The 17,928-nt window shown below is 64.1% G+C and carries 10 protein-coding genes; 2 read left to right on the plus strand and 8 right to left on the minus strand.

Features of this window, described 5'->3' with window-relative positions; all coding sequences use genetic code 11:
• Positions 1-2: 2 nt before the first annotated feature.
• The 3 genes from BUA69_RS01130 to BUA69_RS01140 all read right to left on the minus strand — a co-directional run bounded on the left by BUA69_RS01130 (position 3) and on the right by BUA69_RS01140 (position 6,030).
• Entirely contained in the window at positions 3-1,877 is a 1,875-nt protein-coding gene (locus BUA69_RS01130; RefSeq protein WP_046133579.1) for an ABC transporter ATP-binding protein, read from the minus strand.
• 112 nt (positions 1,878-1,989) lie between these two features.
• On the minus strand, positions 1,990-3,849 hold the full coding sequence (locus BUA69_RS01135) for an ABC transporter ATP-binding protein (protein WP_052950325.1): 1,860 nt from the start codon (positions 3,847-3,849) through the stop codon (positions 1,990-1,992).
• Positions 3,850-4,179: 330 nt separating this feature from the next.
• Positions 4,180-6,030, minus strand: coding sequence for an ABC transporter ATP-binding protein (locus tag BUA69_RS01140; RefSeq protein WP_046133578.1), 1,851 nt, complete (start codon positions 6,028-6,030; stop codon positions 4,180-4,182).
• Between the two features lie 316 nt (positions 6,031-6,346).
• On the opposite strand from BUA69_RS01140, the gene pepN reads away from it, so the two are divergent.
• Positions 6,347-8,983: an aminopeptidase N gene (gene pepN, locus BUA69_RS01145; RefSeq protein ID WP_046133577.1), complete on the plus strand. Its 2,637-nt coding sequence runs from the start codon at positions 6,347-6,349 to the stop codon at positions 8,981-8,983.
• Between the two features lie 129 nt (positions 8,984-9,112).
• Here the strand turns inward: pepN and BUA69_RS20875 are convergent, their stop codons facing one another.
• Positions 9,113-9,346: a hypothetical protein gene (locus tag BUA69_RS20875; protein ID WP_178371384.1), complete on the minus strand. Its 234-nt coding sequence runs from the start codon at positions 9,344-9,346 to the stop codon at positions 9,113-9,115.
• Here BUA69_RS20875 and BUA69_RS01150 point away from each other — a divergent pair.
• Positions 9,321-10,817, plus strand: coding sequence for a sensor histidine kinase (locus BUA69_RS01150; protein WP_160300083.1), 1,497 nt, complete (start codon positions 9,321-9,323; stop codon positions 10,815-10,817). The two genes, BUA69_RS20875 and BUA69_RS01150, sit on opposite strands and share 26 nt — an antisense overlap.
• 221 nt (positions 10,818-11,038) lie before the next feature.
• Here BUA69_RS01150 and BUA69_RS01155 read toward each other — a convergent pair whose 3' ends face one another.
• The 4 genes from BUA69_RS01155 to BUA69_RS01170 all read right to left on the minus strand — a co-directional run bounded on the left by BUA69_RS01155 (position 11,039) and on the right by BUA69_RS01170 (position 17,847).
• Complete coding sequence (locus BUA69_RS01155) at positions 11,039-13,921, minus strand: bifunctional [glutamine synthetase] adenylyltransferase/[glutamine synthetase]-adenylyl-L-tyrosine phosphorylase (RefSeq protein WP_046133576.1); 2,883 nt, start codon at positions 13,919-13,921, stop codon at positions 11,039-11,041.
• Between the two features lie 251 nt (positions 13,922-14,172).
• Positions 14,173-15,579 carry a sensor histidine kinase gene (locus BUA69_RS01160; protein ID WP_046133575.1) on the minus strand — a complete coding sequence of 469 codons (1,407 nt, stop codon included), beginning with the start codon at positions 15,577-15,579 and terminating at the stop codon, positions 14,173-14,175.
• A 3-nt stretch (positions 15,580-15,582) separates the two neighbouring features.
• Positions 15,583-16,254 carry a response regulator transcription factor gene (locus BUA69_RS01165; protein WP_046133574.1) on the minus strand — a complete coding sequence of 224 codons (672 nt, stop codon included), beginning with the start codon at positions 16,252-16,254 and terminating at the stop codon, positions 15,583-15,585.
• 66 nt (positions 16,255-16,320) lie between these two features.
• The gene (locus BUA69_RS01170) at positions 16,321-17,847 is read right to left on the minus strand and encodes a Do family serine endopeptidase (RefSeq protein ID WP_046133573.1); all 1,527 of its coding nucleotides are present in this window, start codon (positions 17,845-17,847) and stop codon (positions 16,321-16,323) included.
• Between the last annotated feature and the right edge of the window lie 81 nt (positions 17,848-17,928).

Below are 17,928 nucleotides of genomic sequence, written 5' to 3' on the forward strand. Positions count from 1 at the left end.
GATCAGGTCTGGGCTTCCTCGTCCAGATCGAGGAAGCCGCCGGACTGGCGCTGCCAGAGGTGGGCATAATGACCACCCAGGGCCAAGAGCTCGGCATGGGTGCCCTGTTCAACAATGCGGCCCTTTTCCAGAATGACCAGGCGATCCATCGAGGCGATGGTGGACAGGCGATGGGCGATGGCAATCACGGTCTTGCCGGCCATCAGGCGGTGCAATTGGCTCTGGATGGCGGCTTCGACTTCGCTATCGAGGGCGGAGGTGGCTTCATCGAGCACGAGAATCGGGGCGTTCTTGAGCAGGACGCGGGCGATGGCGACGCGCTGGCGCTGCCCGCCCGAGAGCTTGACCCCGCGCTCACCGACATGGGCCTCGTAGCCGGTGCGGCCATTGTAGTCGGCCAGCGCGGCAATGAATTCATCGGCCTCGGCCATTTCGGCGGCAGAGATCATTTCCTCGTCGCTGGCATCGGGGCGGCCGAAGATGATATTGGCGCGCACCGAGCGGTGCAGCAGCGCGGTATCCTGGGTGACCACGCCGATATTGGCGCGCAACGAGGCCTGGGTGACCCTGGAGATATCCTGCCCATCAATGGTGATGCGGCCACTTTCCAGATCGTAGAAGCGCAGCAGCAGGCTGACCAGGGTGGACTTGCCGGCGCCGGAGCGGCCAATGAGGCCGACGCGCTCGCCGGGTTTGATCTCGAGATCGAGATCATCGATGATGCCGCTGGTCTTGCCATAGTGGAAGCCGATGCGCTCGAAATGGATGCGGCCCTCCGTGACAACGAGCGGCTTGGCATCGGGGGCATCGATGAGGCCGAGCGGACGGGCGATCAGCTCGGCGGAGTTCTGCGCGGTGCCGTAATTGCGCATCAGGCCGTTGAGCTGGGTCATCATGCGGCCAAGCAGCGTATAGAGGCGCAGGACGAGACCCATGGTGAAGGCGACGCCGCCGACCGATATCTGGCCTTCGGTCCACAGGTGGATCGACAGCGCGGCAATGCCGACGATCATGATGCCAGACAGCATCCCCATGGCGGCGCGGACGCCCACCAGGGTGCGGGCGAGTTCGGTCAGTGCGGCCAGGAGCCGGTCGAAGCCGCGGCGCACGAAGCGGTCGTCATCCTCGGCGGAGCCGAACAGCTTGAGCGTCTGGATGTTGCCGAAACTATCGACGATGCGGCCGGTCAAGGCGGCGGCGGCCTCGGCGGTGACGGTCGAGCGCTTGCGCATGCGCGGCACGTAAAAGCGGGCGAGGCAGGCGAAGAGCACGACCCAGAGGCCAATGGCGGCGGCAAGGCGCCAATCGAGCTGGCCGACCAGCACCAGCGTGGTGGCAACATAGATGGCGATGAACCAGACCACCTGCAGCAGGCTGACCATGACATCGCCGACGGCGCCGCCGCTCTGCCAGACCTTGCTGGCGATGGAGCCGGAAAAGTCATTCTGGAAGAAGGAAAGGCTCTGGCGGATGACATGGGCATAGGCCTGCCAGCGCACCATATTGTAGAAGCCGAGATTGACCGTCTGTTCCTCAACGGCGGCGGAAAGCCAGGTGATGAGGTAGCGGACAACGAGGGCGACGAACAGCATGGTCAGCAGTTCGGGGCCATAGCCGGCAACCAGGCCGTCCCAACCCTCGGCCTGGTTGGAGCTGTCCAGAATATCGACGATGCGGCCGACATAGTAGAACAGCGCGGCCTCGACCAGGGCGACGGAGCCGCCCAGGATCAGCAGGGCAATGAAGGGGAGCCTGGCCTGACTGATATAGTGCCAGAAGAAGGCCGGCATCGACGCGGGAGGTTCCAGATCGGCCTTGGCGCGGAACGGATCGACCCAATGTTCGAACAGGGCATTGAGGCGATCGATCAGCGACATGTCGGTTCCGATTCTGTTGCACCGCAGTGTCGGCGCAGGGACGGCGATGGTCCAGTCTCTTGATAGAAACCGGACCATCACTGTCAACATATATCGGCGAACAAGATGGCAGCTATTGCGCCGCCGTTTCGAGATCGAGGAAGCCACCGGACTGGCGCTCCCACAGCTGGGCGTAGTGACCACCGGATGCGAGCAATTGGGCATGAGTGCCCGCCTCCACGATCTGGCCGGCTTCCAGGATCACCAGGCGATCCATCGAGGCGATGGTGGACAGCCGGTGAGCAATGGCGATCACCGTCTTGCCCTGCATCAGCGTGGTCAGCTGTTCCTGGATCGCCGCTTCCACTTCGCTGTCGAGGGCGGAAGTGGCTTCGTCGAGCACCAGGATCGGGGCGTTCTTGAGCAGCACGCGGGCAATGGCGACGCGCTGGCGCTGCCCGCCCGAGAGCTTGACCCCGCGTTCGCCGACATGGGCGTCGTAGCCCGTGCGGCCCTTGGGATCGACCAGGCCCATGATGACATCATGCACCTTGGCCTGCTCGGCGGCCCGGATCATCTCCTCATCGCTGGCCGACTGGCGGCCATATTTGAGGTTCTCCCGCACCGAACGATGCAGCAGCGAGGTATCCTGGCTGACGAGGCCAATGGCGGCACGTACGCTTTCCTGGGTGACATGGCGCACATCCTGCCCGTCGATGCGGATTGCTCCGTCCTGCACGTCGAACATGCGCAGGGCGAGATTGACCAGCGTCGACTTGCCCGAGCCGGAGCGGCCGACAAGGCCGATCTTTTCGCCGGGCTGGATGGTCAGGTTGAAATTGTCGATGACGCTGCCGGTCTTGCCGCGCCAATAGTTGAAGCTGACATTGTCGTAGACCAGCTCGCCCCTGGGCACGACCATGTCCCTGGCATCAGGTGCGTCCAGCATGGTCAGCGGCTGGGCGATGGTATCCATCGAGTCGCGGACGGTGCCGACCTGACGGAAGATGCTGGAGCCGATTTCGAGGATCCAGCCGCTCATGTTCATGATCTGCAGGGCGAACGGAATGGCTGTTGCCACTGCAGCCGCGGATAGCGTGCCGCTGTTCCAGGCCGAGAGCGACAGCCAGGTGACCGAAACCACCAGGGCCGCGTTCAGCAGGAACAGGGTCGACCACATATAGGTGAAGACCCGCATGAGCTTGCGGAACGACACGGCGTGATCGTTGACCGAGTCAGCGACATAGCGATCCTCGTGCCCGCCAGTCGAGAAGGTCTTGAGCGTCTGGATATTGGTGTAGCTGTCGACGATGCGGCCGGTCATCACCGATTTGCTCTCCGAGAGTTCCTCGGAATAGCGGGCGATCAGCGGCATGGTGATGGTGAACAGGATCGCATAGGCCAGCAGCCACAGGCCGATCGGCACCAGCAGCACGATATCGAGCTGGGCCAGGACCACCACCGCGACGACCACGAAGATCAGCGCATACCAGGCCGCATCGATGGTGAGGTTCACCCCGATCTCGATGGCTTCGCCGGCCTGGATGATCTTGTTGGCGATGCGACCGGCAAAGTCGTTCTGGAAGAAGGTCCAGCTTTGCCGAATGACGTGAAAGTGGCTTTGCCAGCGCACCAGGTCCACCAGATTGGGGACAATGGCGTGATTGCGGATCAGCGTATCGAGCATGAAGGTGAGCGGGCGCACCACGACGACAACGGCAATCATCCAGAGCAGGGTCTGGCCATGGACATCGAAGATTTCGCCGGGATTGGTCGACGCCAGCATGCCGACGACGAGACCGACAAAGATCGGCATCATGGCATCGGCGACCGATCCGATGGCGACCAGCACCATGCGGATGGCGAAAGCGGCCCGGAACTGGCCGATGAAATATTTCAGGAAGGCATTGAGGCCCATGGGCGGTTGCCGATTTTCGGCGAGCGCGGTGGGCGAATAGAGATGATCGAAATAGGTGATGACGCGGTTGAACATGTTGAGCTCATTCTTTTTGAGCCGCGCCTGACGGAGACTGGGCTCAGGTCAGGTTCGGTATCGGTGCACGGGTTTACGTTGAGCAGCGAGGGGGACCGGTGAGGCACCGGGATGCGCGCTTGCGGTAATGGCCGTTTCGGTATTGTCACCCATCGTGGGTCTCCTTGGTTTGATTGCGCCCTTCCCCATGGGAGGGCGGAATTTGGGGCGTCGTGCGCCCCGATTGGTGCTGCGATTATGGAGGTCACGACACCCCCACCCTAACCCTCCCCCACAAGGGGGAGGGAATAGATTGTGTTTGCGGCGCACTCGGCGGGGAGCCCGCCAAGGTTACTGCGCGGCTTCCTCGGACTGGTCGGCGTCGATGAAGCCGCCGGACTGGCGCTGCCAGAGGCTGGAATAGATGCCGCCGGTTTCGAGCAGCTGGGCGTGGGTGCCCTGCTCGACGATGCGGCCCTTATCCAGCACCACGAGGCGATCCATCATGGCGATGGTCGACAGGCGGTGGGCAATGGCGATGACGGTCTTGCCCTTCATCAGCAATTGCAGCTGCCCCTGGATGGCCGCCTCGACTTCGCTGTCGAGCGCCGAGGTGGCTTCGTCCAGCACCAGGATCGGGGCGTTCTTGAGCAGCACCCGCGCAATGGCGATGCGCTGGCGCTGACCGCCCGAAAGCTTGACCCCGCGTTCGCCGACATGGGCATCGAAGCCGCGCCGGCCCTTGGGATCGCTCAGCGTTTCGATGAACGCCGTCGCTTCGGCCTGATCGGCCGCTGCGCGCATCATCTCTTCGGTCGCATCGGGGCGGCCATAGATGATGTTATCGCGCACCGAGCGATGCAGGAGCGAAGTATCCTGGGTGACCACGCCGATATTGGCGCGCAGGGAATCCTGCGTGACCGTGGCGATATCCTTGCCATCGATCAGGATCTGGCCCGATTGCCGGTCATAGAAGCGCAGCAGCAGGTTGACGATGGTCGACTTGCCGGCGCCGGAGCGACCGACAAGGCCGATCTTCTCGCCGGGCTGGATATGTAGGTTCAGCCCTTCGATGACGCCGCTGTTCTTGCCGTAGTGGAAGCTGACATTGTCGAACCTGATGTCACCCTTGACCGTGCCGATCGGCTTGGCATCGGGGGCATCGGCGACAATGCGCGGCAACGAGATCGACGAAATACCATCGCGCACCGTGCCGATATTTTCGAACAGGGCGGCCATTTCCCACATGACCCACTGGCTCATGCCCTGGAAGCGCATGACCAGGCCCAGCGACACGGCGATGGCGCCGGGCGACATGGCATTGCCCAGCCACAGCCAGATGCCGACGGCACCGACGCAGAACAGCAGCAGCGAATTGAGCCACACCACAAGCACGTTGAGCACGGTGGCCATCCGCATCTGGCGATAGACCGTATCGAGGAAGCCATCCATGGCCTCGCGAGCGTAGCGCTCCTCCCGATTGGAATGGGAGAACAGCTTGACCGTGGCGATATTGGTATAGCTATCGACAATTCGGCCGGTCATCACCGAGCGCGCGTCGGCCTGTGCCTCGGAGACTTTGCCCAGACGCGGGATGAAATAGAACATCAGCGCGGAATAGCCGATGACCCAGCCCAGGAATGGCAGGGCGAGGCGCCAATCGGTCGACGCCGCCAGAATGGTCGCGCCGGTGAAATACACCACCACATAGACCAGCATATCGAGCAGCTTCATCACCACTTCGCGCACTGCGAGCGAGGTCTGCATGAGCTTGGCACCGATGCGGCCGGCAAACTCATCCTGGAAATAGCTCATCGACTGACGGATGAGATAGCGATGGCTCATCCAGCGGATGCGCTGGGGGAAATTGCCCAGGAGCGTCTGATTGGTCGTGGCGGTGCCAATGGTGACGAGGGCCGGCAGGACCAGCACGACGAAGGCCCCCATCAGCCCGAGCCGCCAGCCTTCGGTGGCGAGGAAGGTCGACTTGTCGGCAGCGGCCAGCCAGTTGACGATATCGCCGATGAAGCCGAACAGCAGGATTTCGCTGGCGGCAATCAGCGCCGCCGTCACCGACATCAGCGCCAGCCACTTCTTGGCGCCATGGCTGTAATGCAGGCAGAATGCCAGCAAGCCCTGAGGCGGTTCGGCCGGCTCAGCTGGAGGATAGGGATCGAGTCGCTGTTCAAACCAGCGCAACATTGGCTTCACCATGTTTAATACTTTCGGCGCATTTCGCGGGCGGGAGTCGCGGGACTTCAAGCGCGCTTGAGGTCAGGCGCAAAGGCCTACGCGAGCGAGCCGACGAGCAATATTGGATACCGCGCTCGATACGCCCACAATTTGACGCAGAGGAGACACGTGCTGGCAACCGCGGCAGCCCCTCCCCAATGCCGTCCCAATTGACGTACAAGAGAGTGCCCAGCAGTCGCAAGTTGCTTAGGATACACGAAAGCACCGAGTCGACTGTTGCGGCCCGGCCACAATCAATTTCCAGACGTTACACCCGGAACATTCAATGCGCACCGAAACCGAACACACGATCTATCTCAAGGATTACGCACCGAGCCCATACCGGATCGTCAGCGTCGACCTGGATTTCCGCATTGGCGAAGAGGCCACGCGGGTGCGCGCGCAACTGACGGTGGAGCCGCGCCCGGAAACGGCGCCGGGCACGCCGCTGGTGCTGGACGGGGAGGAATTGAGCCTGTCCTCCATCGCCATCGATGGGGCACCGCTGATGCTGTCGGCCTATGCAGCGGGTCCGCAGGGCCTGACCATCGTCGAGCCGCCGCTGCGCCGGTTTGTGCTGGAGACCGAGGTTTCGCTGCAGCCGGAAGGCAATACCAAGCTGATGGGGCTGTATCGCTCCAACGGCGTCTGGTGCACCCAGTGCGAGCCGGAAGGCTTCCGCCGCATTACCTATTATCTCGACCGCCCCGACGCGCTCGCCACGTTCAAGGTGACAATGACGGCGCCGCTGGCGCTGGCGCCGGTGCTGCTGGCCAATGGCAATCTCGTCGCCAAAGGCGATGCCGGCGACGGCAGGCACTTTGCGGTGTGGGAGGACCCCTTCCCCAAGCCGGCATACCTGTTTGCGCTGGTGGCGGGCGATCTGGGCTCGATCACCGACAGCTTCACCACGGCCTCGGGCCGCAAGGTGGACCTGGCGATCTATTGCGAGCACGGCAAGGAAGACCAGTGCGACTGGGCGATGGACAGCCTCAAGCGCTCGATGGCCTGGGACGAACGCCGCTTTGGGCGCGAATATGATCTCGACATGTTCAACATCGTCGCCGTCAGCGATTTCAATTTCGGGGCGATGGAGAACAAGGGGCTCAATATCTTCAACGACCGGCTGGTGTTCGCCAAGCCGGAGACCGCGACCGACGCCAATTATGCGGGCATCGAACGGGTGATTGCGCATGAATATTTCCACAATTGGACCGGCAATCGCATCACCTGCCGCGACTGGTTCCAGCTGTGCCTGAAGGAAGGGCTGACGGTCTATCGCGACCAGGAATTCTCGTCGGATGAGCGCAGCCGCGCCGTGCAGCGCATCCACGACGTGCAGAACCTGCGCAGCGCGCAATTCCCCGAGGATGGTGGCCCGCTGGCCCATGCGCCGCGCCCGGACCAGTATCGCGAGATCAACAACTTCTACACGACCACGGTCTACGAAAAGGGCGCCGAAATCGTGCGCATGCTGGCGACGCTGCTGGGCGAAGCCGATTTCCGCAAGGGTATGGACCTCTATTTCGAGCGCCATGATGGCGAGGCCACCACGATCGAGGCGTTCCTGACCGTGTTTGCCGACGCCACTGGCGTCGATCTCGAGCAGTTCAAGACCTGGTATCTGCAGGCGGGCACGCCGCAGGTGACGGTCAAGGATGCCTATGACGCAGCCAGCCAGACCTACACGCTGACCATCAGCCAGAAGACCGAGCCGACGCCGGGCCAGCCGACGAAATCGCCACTGGTCATCCCGATCAAGTTCGGTCTGATCGGCCCCAATGGCAGCCCGATGGGCTGGAATGCGGTCACGGGCGGGAGCGTGCGCGACGACATGATCGTGCTCGACCAGGAGAGCGTGACGCTGACCTTCAGCGGGGTAGCCAACAAGCCGGTGCCATCGCTGTTCCGTGGCTTTTCGGCCCCGGTGCAGGTGCATTCGGACCTGACCCAGGAGGACAATCTGTTCCTGGCACGGCATGACAGCGATCCGTTCAACCGCTGGGAGGCGCTGCAGGATGTCAGCACGGCGCTGATGGTGGACGCAGCGCGCGGCAAGGCCTGGGGCAATGCGGCGATCGAAGCGCTGCGCAGCGCCCTGGCCGAGACACTGGCCAATGACAGCCTCGACGATGCGTTCAAGGCGCAGGCCCTGACCATTCCCGATGAATCGCTGATCGCGCGGGCCATTGGCAGCGATGTCGATCCCGAGCGCGTGCATGCGGTGCGCAGCGAGTTGATCCGGGCAGTGTTCGCCCCCATCGCAAGCACGCTGGAAGCGGCTTATCACGGCTTGACCAGCACGGTGCCCTATGCGCCCGACACCGCACAATCGGGCCGCCGCTCGCTGCGCAACCGGCTGCTGTCGCTGCTGGTGCAATCGAGCGATGGCGGTGCGGCCCTGGCTGCCAAGCAGTATGGCGAGGCCACCAACATGACCGACCGGCTGGCGGCGCTGGCGGTGATCGGCGCGCAATGGACGCCGGAGGCCCCGGCCCTGCTCGCCGATTTCCGCACCCGCTTTGCCGGCGATCCACTGGTCTTCGACAAGTGGCTGACGGTGTCGGCCAGTGCCCATGACGACGGCGTCATCGAGCGGATGCGCGCGATCCTGGCGGATCCGAGCTTTCCCAGGAACAACCCGAACCGGCTGCGTTCGCTGGTGGGGACGTTCGTGATGGGCAATCCGGTGCAGTTCACCCGCGCCGATGGCGCCGGTTTCCGCTTCGTCACCGAATTCGTGACCGATGTGGATACGCGCAATCCGCAGGTCGCGGCGCGGGTTCTGACCGGCTTCCGCATCTGGCCGCTGCTGGAGCCGAAGCGGCGCGAGGCAGCGCGGTCGGCCCTTACCGCATTGCAGGCGGCGGGCAGCCTGAGCCGCAACAGCGCGGATATCCTGACTCGCATGCTGGCAAGCTAAATCTCCGGCTTCGTTGGAAGAATTTTTCTTTCGGCCTAAGTGATTCAGGAGACTCACGATTTTCCGGCGCGCACCAGAAGTGCGCCGGAGTGGGTCTGGACAAGATGGGCCTGCTTGATTCATTGTTTGTTAAGGGCAAATCGGGCGGGTCCAAAACCCTGAATTTACGGAGATTTTCATGCGGTCGGCGGATTTATCCGGCGCCGGCGCTGAGCGATTCAGCGTGGGCAAAGCGGGGACAAACAGGCCTCGCCAGGAGTCATCTTCCAGGTCCGATATCACCACATCCCTGCGCCAGCGCATTTCGCCGATCACCGCCGCCGTCGCGTTGTCGGTTATGCTGTGCGCCACGGTCTTTGTCATCTTCGACACCGTCCGCACCATCCAAGATGCGCGTGGACAACTCGCCCTGATTGGCCGCGCCATGGCCAGCGACCTGCTGGACCTGTCGCCCGAAACCATCGTCGTGACCCTCAACGAATCCATCCACGCCTACCGTCCCGATGCGACAGCGACACTGCGCAGCGCGGACAGCGCGCCGGTGGGGCTGGTCAGCCATGATATTGCCGAAGGGCCCGATGGTATCGTGTCGCTGGAACTGGACCAGACCGAGGCACTGGCCGGGATCTGGCAACGTGGCCTGGGCGCCTATGCGCTGGCCTTGCTGATCGTGGTGCTGACCTGGCGCCGTCCCGGGGCCGGCGACAAGCCGGATGCCTGGCAGCGCCGCACCTATCAGACCCTGGCCAGCGCCATTCCGCTCGGCGTTGCCTGCTGGACCAAAACTGGCTCGCTGATCGTCTGCAACCAGCAATACCGAGACCGACTGAGCCTCAACAGCAGCGCCGTGACCTATCACGATGCGGTCAAGCAGCTGATCCAGGGCGGCTATATCAAGCTGCTGAGCGAGGACAATCACAACCGCCTGCTGGAACTGCACCGCGAAGACGGCTCCTGCCTGATGATCGATGAGCGGCCACTGGGGGAAGGCGGGTTCATGACGCTGGTGTCCGACGTGACCGAGGCCAAGCGCACGGACACGCTGCTCAATGCGATCCGCGAGGAACAGCGCCTGCTGGCTCGTCGCTATCACGAGGAAAAGCTCAAGGCCGAAGCCGCCAGCCGTTCCAAGACCAATTTCCTGGCCCATCTCAGCCACGACATCCGCACCCCGCTCAACCACATTATCGGCTTTGCCGAGCTGATGAAGCACCAGACCTATGGGCCGCTGGGTGATGACCGCTACGCTGACTATGTGCAGTCGATCAAGGCATCGGGCGAGCACCTGCTGGCGTCGTTTGCCACCATTCTCGATCTGGCGGAGCTCGAAGGCGGCCAGAAGCAGATGCGCAGCGATGCGGTGCCGGTGGATGACCTGCTGGACGGCATGGCGCAGCGCTTCCGCGGCCAGGCCAACCGCGCCGGACTGACGCTGGTCGTTGGCGAACCCTGTGGCGCAGTGCTCACTGCGGATCGACTGGGCATGCAGCGCATGCTGGGCAATATCATCGAGAATGCCGTGCGCTTTACGCCCAGCGGCGGGCGGGTCACCCTCGCCGCCTTCGCCGCCCATGACGGCGTGGTGCTGGAAGTTTCCGATACCGGCCTGGGCATGAGCGAGGAACGGCTGGCGAGCCTGTCGCAGCCCTTCGCGCTGGGTGATGCGACCTTTACCCGCGAGGGCATTGGCCCAGGGCTGGGCATCTCCATCGCCCGCGCCATTGCCGAACTCAGCGGCGGACGCATGGCCATCGATTCCAGCCCATCGCTGGGGACGACGGTGGCCATCTCCCTGCCGCTACCCATGCAGGACGTCATGCAGGCGGCGGAGTAGCGACGATGAACCGGGCATGGCACGAGGCGCATCCAATACCGGCCAAGGCGACGCTGGCGCAGCGGGTAGACTGGCACCTGGAGCACGCCCGCGAATGCGGCTGCCGGGAGATGCCGGAGAGCGTCAAACGCGAGCTGGAACGGCGGGGCGAGGTGGTTCCGGTGCGGAAGGGGTAGCGGTCAGCGCCGCCCATTCACCGTGCCAACGCGCGCCCGCAGGGGCTATAGCCCCCGCGCCTTGGCGTACCAGGCAGTGGACGCGGCGTGGACTTCGGCCTGCATGGCCTTGAGGTCGAGTTCCAGGCGGGTGAAGTCGGGATAATGGGTCAGGCCCGCCAGCAATTCCCTGAAGGCGGCGGTCCAGGCTTCGTCCTTGAACGGATTGACCAGAGCCGAGCTCATCACCTGCAACACGGTGGAATAGACCTCGTGGATTTCGGCGAGGCGAGCCCCCTCGGGCACGAGCCCGGTTTCGCCGAGGCGGGCGAGCACGCGGGCGGTCAGGGCCTGCGGCAGGCCGATGGTACGGCCAGCGACGAGCTGGGCAGATTGGGCGATGAATTCGAGATCGACCAGGCCACCTTCGGCGAGCTTGAGATCGAAGGGGTGGCGCGTCGGGCGCTCCTTGGCCATCAGGGCGCGCATGGAGACGACATCATCGATGGTCTTGGCGACGTCGCGGGGGCGCTCCATCACCTCGGCAATGGCCGCATCGACAGCCGGGCCGAAATCGCCATCGGCGGCGATGACGCGGGCGCGGCTGAGGGCCAGATGTTCCCAGGTCCAGGCATTGTCGCGGTGATAGGCACTGAAGCCCGCAAGGCTGGTGGCGAGCGGGCCGGCATTGCCGGAGGGGCGCAGACGCATATCGGCTTCGTAGAGCACGCCCTCGCCCGTGGGCGCGCTGATGGCGGCAACGAGGCGCTGGGTCAGGCGGGTGTAATAGTGATTGGTGGTCAGCGGCTTGTCGCCGGTCGATTCCGCGTCCGGCGCATCATAGAGCAGGATGAAATCGAGGTCGGACGTGACCGTCATCTCGCGGCTGGCCATCTTGCCGAAGGCCAGTAGAGCCACCTGCCCGCCGGTGATGACACCATGGCGACGTTCAAACTCGACGCGGACCGCAACGAACAGGCGGTTGAGCAGGGTTTCGGCCAGGGCAGTGAATTGCTCACCGGCCCCGGTGGCACTGACCGTGCCCGAGAGCAGGCCGGCGGCGATCAGGAATTTCTGCTCCTGCCCGATGATACGGGCACGGTCGATGATTTCTTCATAGGAGCGCGCTTCGGCGAGGAAGGCATCGACCTTGGCGACCAGCACGTCGCGATGGGTGACGTCATTGGCAAAGGCCGGGTCGATCAGCCCGTCCATGACATGGGCGCGATGGATGACGGCTTCGGCCATGCGGGGCGCCGAAGCCATCAGTTGAACCAATAGCGTACGCAATTGCTGGTGGTTGCGCAGCAGCGCGAAGAGCTGCACGCCGGTCGGCAGGCGCGAGAGGAAATTGTCGAACTTGGCCAAGGCCTCGTCGGCATTGCCGGCGGTGCCGAGCGTCGTCAGCAGCGCGGGGAGCAATTCGGTGAGGTGGGCGCGGGCCGCGGAGGCACGGGTGGCTGGATAACTGCCATAATGCCATTTACGCACGGTTTCGATCACCACATGGGGCTTGGCAAAGCCCATGGCCGAGAGGGTTTCGAGCGTCCCCGGATCGTCATCGCTACCGGTGAAAACCAGGTTGCCCTCGCCGCTGCCCAGGGTCTCGCCCTCGGTGAAGAGCTCGGAATAATAGCCAACGACCCGTTCAAGGGCGGCGCGGTAGGTGGCCTCGAAGACGGCGAGGTCGGGCTGGCCCATCAGGCGACCAATGGCGGCGACTTCGTCGGCGGTGGCGGGCATGACATGGGTCTGCTCGTCGCGCAGCATCTGCAGGCGGTTTTCGACGGCGCGGAGATACCAATAGGTCTCGGTCAGTTCGGCGGCGGCCTTGGGGGTGATCCAATTGGCTTTGGCCAGCGCGGCCAAGGCGTGCGCCGTCGGCTTGACGCGCAGATCGGGATCACGGCCGCCAGCGATCAGCTGCTGGGTCTGGGTGAAAAACTCGATCTCGCGGATACCGCCACGGCCGAGCTTGACGTTGTGGCCCTCGACGCGGATATCGCCGACATTCTTGGCGATGTTGATCTGGCGCTTCATCGCCTGAATGTCCGCGATGGTGGCGAAATCCAGATGCTTGCGCCAGACATAGGGCGCCAGTTCCTTGAGGAAGGCGGCGCCCACCTGCCGGTCGCCCGAGCAGGCGCGGGCCTTGATCCAGGCGGCGCGCTCCCAGTTCTGGCCGCGCACCTCGTAATAGGCCAGCGCCGCGTCAAAAGAGAGCGCGACCGGGGTCGAGCCGGGATCGGGTCGCAGGCGCAGATCGGTGCGGAAGACATAGCCAAAGGCGCGGCGGTCCTCCATCAGGCCGACCAGCTTCTGCACCATGCGCGAGTAGATCTTGGTGGCCTCGGAGGGATCGGCCAGCACCGCCTTGTCGGGGTCGAAGAAGGCGACGACGTCGATATCGGAGGAATAGTTGAGTTCGCGGCCGCCATGCTTGCCCAGCGCGAAGATGGCGAGGCCGGAATTCGCGGCACTGGCCTGCTCGGCGGGGATGGCGAGGAGGCCCTTTTGTGCGGCCTGCCGCATCAGGAAATTGATCGCGGCATCGAGTGCGGCATCGGCGAGATCGGACAGCGCAGCAGTGGATTGGGCGGTGGTCCAGGCCCCGCCGGTTTCGGCGATAGCGGCGAGCAGCGCGGTGCGGCCCTTGGCGATGCGCAGCACCGGGGAGAGCGCCTCCTCGTCGGCGGCGGCAAGGCCGGCCTCGGCGACAGTAGCGATCACAGCGGCGAAGGCGGGGTCGGCACCCTGCGCGAAGACCTCGACCAGCCAATCGGCATTGGCCTCGGCGAGGTCGAAGAGATAGGGCGCGGTTTCCAGCAAGGGCCCCAAAGCCGGCGCGGCGGCGGCGAGCGGCGCCTGCTGCTCAGCGGGCAGGCTCGACAGCCAGGCATCGAAGCGGGGATGGGCGATGACGGGAAGCGGACGCAGGGTAAGGGTCATAGAGGCAGGGATAGCTTGGCGTTTGCGCGCGGGCAAGGCGAGAGGTGGAGATGTTTGCACCGGGTCATGCCCGCGCGGGCGGGAATGACGCTGGGGGGAGTGGGGCCAATCCGGTCTGCGGAGGCTCCCATGGACCACCCGGACAAGCCGGGTGGTGACGGTGTGGAAGGATGGGGCTAGACGGGAGGGACGACAGGAGAGGCAAGAATGGCTTCCCGCCTGCGCGGGCATAACCCGGTGAGGGAACGCCCCTACCCCGCCGGCAGGTCGATGATGGCACGAACGCCGGGCGCGTTGTCTTGGATGCTGAAAGTGCCGCCGTGGAGGCGGGTGACCGCGTCGACGAGGGAAAGGCCGAGGCCGGAGCCGATTTCGGTGCGGCTTTTTTCCAGCCGGACGAAACGTTCGACCACGCGCTTGCGGTCCTCGGCGGGAATGCCGGGGCCGTTGTCGGCGACTTCGATGATGACGCGGCCATTGGCCTGGCGGAGGCCCACGAGGATGCGGCCGCCGTCACCAGTTTCCGGCTTGGCGTATTTGACCGCATTCTCCAGCAGGTTGACCATGGCCTGCCCGATCAGTTCGCGGTTGGCGCGCAGGTGGACGCCTTCGGTCACGGCGGTTTCGATGGTGATGCCTTCGTCTTCGGCCACGGGGCCATAGAGCTCGGCCACATCGGCGACGACGGCACTGACATCGACATCGGCCAGGGCACCCGAGGGGGCACCGGCTTCGGCGCGGGCGATCATCAGCAGGGCATTGAAAGTCTGGATCAGGCGATCGCTTTCGGCAATCGTGGTCTCCAGCGCCTTCTGGCGGGCCTCGTCGGTGGCGCCATCGCGCAGGGCGGACTCGGCCTGGTTGCGCAGGCGGGTCAGTGGCGTCTTGAGATCGTGCGCGACATTGTCGGTGACCTCCTTGAGGCCCTGCAGCAATTGCTCGATCCGGTCGAGCATGGCGTTCAGATTGGTGGCCAGGCCATCAAACTCGTCATTGCGCCTGGTCACCGGGACGCGTTCGGAGAGGTTGCCCGACATGATCTTGGTGGAGGTGTCGCGAATGGTATCGATGCGGCGCAGCACACGCCGCGCGGTCAGGCCTCCCGCCACCACCGAGAACAGGACGATGCCGATGACGCCGACCAGAAAGCTCTGCACGATGATGGCCGAATAGCCGCGCCGCTCGGCCACGTCGCGGCCCACGACCAGGCGCATGCCGCTGGGCAGCTCGACCGAGCGCACCACCGCGACACCCCGGCGCGCCTCGCGTTCGCGGGCATCGGTCTGGTCCAGCGGCGTGGTGCGCTGATAGTCGAAGGTGTAGATGCCGGGCTCCAGCAGCGCTTCGACCGGCAGGTCCGTGAGATTGCCAAGCAGGTACTGACCGCTGGCATCGCCGAGGTAATACACGCCCGGACCGGGCTGGCGCGCCAGGCGTTCGACGGTGAAGGCCATGGCGCGAATGCCCTGGCTGGACTCGATGCGCTGCAGCTGGCGCACCTCGCGATCAATATCCTGAGCCTGCTGGCGCTGAATTTGAACGCTGGACTGCCAGGTGATGAACGCCAGCAGCAGGATGGAAAACAGCACAAAGATCAGGATGAACGTTGCCGTCAGCCTGACCGTGGAGGTGCGCAGTAACTGGGAGAAGCGGTGCACGACTTACTCGCGGATCATGTAGCCGGCGCCCCGCACGGTGTGCAGGAGCGGCGAGGCGTGGCCCTTGTCGATCTTTGAGCGCAGGCGGGACATATGCACATCGATGACATTGGTCTGGGGATCGAAGTGATAGTCCCAGACATTTTCCAGCAGCATGGTGCGGGTGACCACCTTGCCAGCATTCTTCATCAGATATTCGAGCAGGCGGAATTCGCGCGGCTGCAACAGGATGGCCTCGCCGTCGCGCTCGACCTTGCGGGAGAGCCTATCGAGTTGCAGTCCACCGACTTCATAGCTGGTCGCGGCCTCGGATGGGCTGGAGCGACGCGCCAGCACTTCGACGCGGGCGAGCAGCTCGGCAAAGGCGTATGGCTTGGTGAGATAGTCGTCGCCGCCGGCGCGCAGGCCTTTGACGCGGTCATCGACCTCGCCCAGGGCGGAGAGGATCAGCACGGGGGTCTTGTCGCCCTCGGCACGCAGCGATTCAACGATGGACAGGCCATCCCGGCGCGGCAACATGCGGTCCACGATCAGCACGTCATAATCCATGCCCGAAGCCATGGCGTAGCCGGTTTCGCCGTCAGCGGCGTGGTGGGTAACGTGTCCGGCCTCGTCCAGGGCCTGGATCAGGTAGCTAGCCGCCTCGCGATCATCCTCGATCAGCAAAATCTTCACGACGGCAGCTCCGTTGCTTTGAGACGACAGGGCCCCGGAGCCGAAGCTCCGGGGCCGGTTTGAGGCTTACTCGCTCAGCGGCAGACCGATGAAGCGGGCTTCGCCACCACGGCTGGCCTTGACCAGAGCCGTATTGAGGCCCTTTTCCTTGACGCCGGCAATAGCCGCTTCGAACTCGTCGAAGGTTGCGACTGGCTTGTTGTCGACTTCCAGGATGGCATCGCCAACGGCGAGACCCTTCTGGGCAGCCGGGCTATCGGCCTCGACGTTCTGGATCAGCAGACCGCCCGAACCATCTGCATTCGGCACGAGGGTCAGGCCAACGCTGGACTGTGCAGGCGCCACTTCCGCGGGCGGAACCGGAGCATCGGGCTGCGCGGCAGCGGCGTCTTCAGTCAGAACCTTCAGGGTGACCGAGAGTTTTGTCTCGGCGCCATCACGCCAGATGGTCAGCTCGACGGTGGAGTCGGGCGCCTTGCCGGCAATGGTGCGGCTCAGGTCGAGCGCGTCATCGATTGGATCCCCATCAACGGCGGTGATGATGTCACCCGACTTGATGCCAGCGGCAAGCGCCGGGCCATCGGCTGCCGGATCACGCACGATGGCGCCCTTGGCCGAAGGCAGGCCGACGCCGTCAGCGATGTCCTTGGTCACGTCCTGGATGGACACGCCGAGGTAACCGCGGGTCACCGAGCCATTTTCGATCAGCTGGCCGACGATCTGCTTGGCCGTGGCAGCCGGGATGGCGAAGGCGATGCCGACATTGCCGCCGTTCGGGGAATAGATGGCGGTGTTGACGCCAACGACTTCACCCGCCGTGTTGAAGGCAGGACCACCCGAGTTACCGGTGTTCACGGCAGCGTCGATCTGGAGGAAATCACCATAGCTGGAGCCACCGATATTGCGGCCCGAGCCAGAGATGACGCCGACGGTGACGGTGCCGCCAAGGCCGAACGGGTTACCGACGGCCACGACCCAATCGCCAACGCGGCTGGGATCGCCCTCGAAATTGACGAAGGGCAGATCGGTGCCTTCGATCTTGACCACGGCGAGGTCGGTACGCTCGTCGGTGCCGACAATGGTGGCGACCTGTTCGGTGCCATCGTCAAACACGACGGTCACCTTGGTGGCGCCTTCGACGACGTGATTGTTGGTGACGATGTAGCCGTCAGCCGAGATGACGAAACCGGAACCGGCAGCCATGTACTTGCGCGGTGCGGGGGCCTTATCGGACTGGCCGCCGCCGCGATTGCCGAACTGATTGAAGAAATCGCGGAAGGGATGGCCCTCCGGCAGATCGGGCATGTTGAAATTGAATTCGCCGCCGCCGCGCTGAACCGAACGCGGGCCATCATTGCTTTCCTGGGCTTCGACAAGGATCGAAACCACGGCGGGCTTGACCGCCTCGACAAGGTCGGCAAAGCCGGGCTGGACAACCTGGGGGACGGTAATCTGGGCAACGTTCTGGGCCTGGGCATTTGCCGCGCCGCTTGTGAGAACGAATGCCGTGCTGACACCACCAACGCCAACCATAAGCGCAAGGGCGGAAGCACCGAGCCAGCGACGAGTACGCGAAATAACAGTCGGACGCATGAGTAGGTCTCCTTCAGTGAAGCTCTCAACAGCTTGTGGGGATACTTATGAAAGCATCTGCCTTTCGGGGAGGTTGCGTCG

It is taken from the genome of Devosia limi DSM 17137 (genome assembly GCF_900128975.1).
GTDB lineage: Bacteria > Pseudomonadota > Alphaproteobacteria > Rhizobiales > Devosiaceae > Devosia > Devosia limi.

Excerpts from the sequence above, each read along its gene's own strand:
- BUA69_RS01130 (WP_046133579.1), bottom strand. The coding sequence starts at position 1,877 with ATGTCGCTGATCGATCGCCTCAATGCCCTGTTCGAACATTGGGTCGAT.
- BUA69_RS01135 (WP_052950325.1), bottom strand. The coding sequence starts at position 3,849 with ATGTTCAACCGCGTCATCACCTATTTCGATCATCTCTATTCGCCCACC.
- BUA69_RS01140 (WP_046133578.1), bottom strand. The coding sequence starts at position 6,030 with ATGTTGCGCTGGTTTGAACAGCGACTCGATCCCTATCCTCCAGCTGAG.
- pepN (WP_046133577.1), top strand. The coding sequence starts at position 6,347 with ATGCGCACCGAAACCGAACACACGATCTATCTCAAGGATTACGCACCG.
- BUA69_RS01150 (WP_160300083.1), top strand. The coding sequence starts at position 9,321 with ATGCTGTGCGCCACGGTCTTTGTCATCTTCGACACCGTCCGCACCATC.
- BUA69_RS20875 (WP_178371384.1), bottom strand. The coding sequence starts at position 9,346 with ATGACAAAGACCGTGGCGCACAGCATAACCGACAACGCGACGGCGGCG.
- BUA69_RS01155 (WP_046133576.1), bottom strand. The coding sequence starts at position 13,921 with ATGACCCTTACCCTGCGTCCGCTTCCCGTCATCGCCCATCCCCGCTTC.
- BUA69_RS01170 (WP_046133573.1), bottom strand. The coding sequence starts at position 17,847 with ATGCGTCCGACTGTTATTTCGCGTACTCGTCGCTGGCTCGGTGCTTCC.